3 protein-coding genes are annotated in these 3,016 nt (G+C 75.0%); all 3 read left to right on the top strand.

The window, feature by feature from the left end; translation table 11 throughout:
* Nucleotides 1-1,607, top strand: a 1,607-nt coding sequence (dacB, locus tag ABD211_RS26975) for a D-alanyl-D-alanine carboxypeptidase/D-alanyl-D-alanine endopeptidase (RefSeq protein WP_425560541.1), incomplete at its 5' end; no start/stop codon positions are given.
* A 34-nt stretch (nucleotides 1,608-1,641) separates the two neighbouring features.
* Nucleotides 1,642-2,712, top strand: coding sequence for a zinc-dependent metalloprotease (locus tag ABD211_RS26980; protein WP_344137805.1), 1,071 nt, complete (start codon nucleotides 1,642-1,644; stop codon nucleotides 2,710-2,712).
* A 6-nt stretch (nucleotides 2,713-2,718) separates the two neighbouring features.
* A partial coding sequence (locus ABD211_RS26985) for a PP-loop family protein (protein WP_344137808.1) occupies nucleotides 2,719-3,016 on the top strand: 298 nt, incomplete at its 3' end.

Genomic DNA, 3,016 nt, shown 5'->3' on the forward strand with positions numbered 1-3,016 from the left:
CGCCCGGGCACCCGGGCCGCGGGCCGGGCCAGATGCCGCCCCGCCGGACGACCGGCCGCCCGGCCGGACCGCGCCCGCAGGACGGCCCGCGCCCGGACGAGTTCGACCGGCCGTTCGAGCAGGGCCGTCCGGACGAGCGTTTCCGCCCCGAGGACCGGGAGTGGCCCGAGGCGGACCGCGCGGATGAGCGCGACCAGGGCGTACCCGCCGATGTGTCGACCGGGCAGCGCAAGCCGCGCCGCGGCCGGTGGTTCGCGGCGGCCGCGATCGCGACCGTCGTCGGCCTGACCGCTGGCGGGGTCGCGAGCGCGAACCTGGCCGGCCAGGCGACGTGGCTCGGCGCGCCGCTGCCCCCGGCGGCCGGCACGCCGGTGCTCGGCGCGCTGACCGCGGACGCGCCCGCGCCCGATCCGACCAAGCTGGCCGCCCGGGTGGACGCGCTGCTCGGCGACAGTCGCCTCGGCAGCCACGTGACGGTCTCGGTCGTCGACGTCGCGTCCGGGGACCTGCTGCTCGACCGGGGCGCGTCCGCCCTGGCGGAGCCGGCGTCGACGACGAAGCTGGCCACGGCCGCGGCGGTGCTGGCCGCGCGCGGCCCGCAGTACCGCATCGAGACGACCGTGGTCGAGGGCAGCACGCCCGGCGAGGTCGTCATCGTGGCCGGCGGCGACCCGGCCCTCACGGTGAACTCCGACGGCCAGTACCCGGGCGCGGGACGGCTGGACAAGCTCGCCAAGCAGGTGATCAAGGCGCTCGGCGACACGGCCCCGACGCGGGTCGTCGTGGACAACTCGGTCTTCAGCGGGTCGACGGTCGGGCCGGGCTGGATCAGCGTGGACCTGAAGGGCGGCTACATCGCCAACATCACCGCGCTGATGACCGACGGCGCGCGGCGCAACGCGACGAGCCAGGACCCGGGTGCGGCCCGTTACGACAAGCCGGACCTCGCGGCCGGTCAGCTGTTCGCGAAGGAGTTGGGCCTGCCGGCCAGCGCCGTGACGATCCGCAACGGCGCGGCGGCCGAGGGCGCGAAGGAGCTGGGCAAGGTCTCCTCGCCGACGATCGCGAGCCTCGTCGAACGGATGCTGCTGACCAGCGACAACATCGTGGCCGAGATGCTGGCCCGGCAGGTGGCGCTGGCGAAGGGGATGCCCGCGAGCTTCGAGGGCGCCGCCGCGGCCACCCGCGAGGTGCTCACGGAACTGGACCTGCCCGTCGACGGGTACGGCCTGGTGGACGGTTCCGGGATGTCGCACCTCAACAAGCTGTCGGCGAACCTGCTCACCGCCATCGTGGTGAAGGCGGCCAGCGACGACGCCCCGCAACTGCGGGCGATCATTTCGGGCCTGCCCGTCGCGGCGTACTCGGGCACGCTCCTCGACCGCTACCGGTCGAGTACGGCGGGCGCGAAGGCCGCCGGCACCGTCCGGGCCAAGACCGGCACGCTGAGCGGGGTGACCACCCTGGCCGGGCTGGCCGTGGACGCGGACGGGCGACTCCTCGCCTTCGCGGTCATGGCCGACAAGGTCAAGAGGGAGAGCGAGAACCCGGCCAAGGCGGCCATCGACAGCGTGGTGGCGGCGATCGTCACCTGCGGCTGCTCGTAAGTTGAGATTGGCGCCGCGCGGGTAACGTTGCCCCATGGCGCAGTTCGTCGACTGGGATCTTGCGGCCGCGACGGCCGGCAAGCTGGGCAAGACCGGGCCGCGGGTCACCCTCGAGGAGGCCACGGCGGTGGTCGCCCAGCTGCGGACGCTGGCCGACGAGGCCGCCGAGCACGTCGCGGAGTACACGGGCCTGCGTCCCGTGGGCACGCCCGCGCCCGTGCGGGTGGTCGACCGCCGCGACTGGGCGGGCGCGAACGTCGACGGGCTGCGCGAGGTCGTGGCGCCGCTGGTCGGCCGGCTCGCGGGCGGGCGCGAGCCCAACGGGCTGTTCGACGCGGTCGGCTCGCGGGCGGCCGGGGTCCAGGCGGGCGCCGTCCTGGCGTACCTGTCGGGCAAGGTCCTCGGGCAGTTCGAGGTGTTCGCCACCGACCCGGGTCAGCTCCTGCTCGTCGCGCCGAACATCGTGGACGCCGAGCGTTCCCTGGGCGCCGACCCGCGCGACTTCCGGCTGTGGGTGTGCCTGCACGAGGTCACCCACCGCACCCAGTTCACGGCCGTCCCGTGGCTGCGCGGGCACTTCCTCGGCGAGGTCGCCGCGTTCGTGGACGCGACCGGCACGGGCGACGAGTTCATCGCCCGGGCGCGGCGCGCGATCGGGGTCGTCTCCGACGTGGTGCGCGACCCGACGAGCCGCGGCTCGATCATCGACATCGTGCAGACCCCGAACCAGAAGGTCGTGCTCGACCGGATCACGGCGCTGATGACCCTGCTGGAGGGGCACGCCGAGTTCGTCATGGACGGCGTGGGTCCCGACGTGGTGCCGTCCGTGTCCGCCATCCGGGCGAAGTTCAACCGCCGCCGCGAGACGACCAACCCGGTCGAGGGGTTGATCCGCCGGCTGCTGGGCGTGGACGCGAAACTGCGCCAGTACGCGGAGGGCCGCACGTTCGTGCACCAGGTCGTCGACCGGGTCGGCATGGCCGGCTTCAACAGGGTGTGGACGTCGCCGCTGACCCTTCCGCTGCTCGACGAGCTGTCCGACCCGCAGCGCTGGATCGACCGCGTCGGGGTGACGCCGGCGGGCGACTCAACCAGGACGGCCTGACCCTCCATGGGTCGCCTTGACCCTGCCGTCGCCGAACTGCGCAACGCCGTCGCCGCCGTGCTGCCGAGCGACGCGCCCGGCCTGGCGCTCGTGGCCTGCTCCGGCGGTGCGGACTCGCTCGCCCTCGCCGCCGCGACCGCGTTCGTGGCGCCCCGCCGGGGGTGGCGGGCCGGCCTGGTCACGGTGGATCACGGCCTGCAGGCCGGTTCCGCGGAGCGCGCGGCGTCCGTGGCGGCCTGGGCCCGCGACGCGGGCCTCGACCCGGTGGTCGTGCAGAGCGTCGTCGTGGCCGGCCCGGGCGGCC

Source organism: Luedemannella flava (assembly GCF_039528515.1).
Classification (GTDB): Bacteria; Actinomycetota; Actinomycetes; order Mycobacteriales; family Micromonosporaceae; genus Luedemannella; species Luedemannella flava.

Excerpts from the sequence above, each read along its gene's own strand:
- ABD211_RS26980 (WP_344137805.1), top strand. The coding sequence starts at position 1,642 with ATGGCGCAGTTCGTCGACTGGGATCTTGCGGCCGCGACGGCCGGCAAG.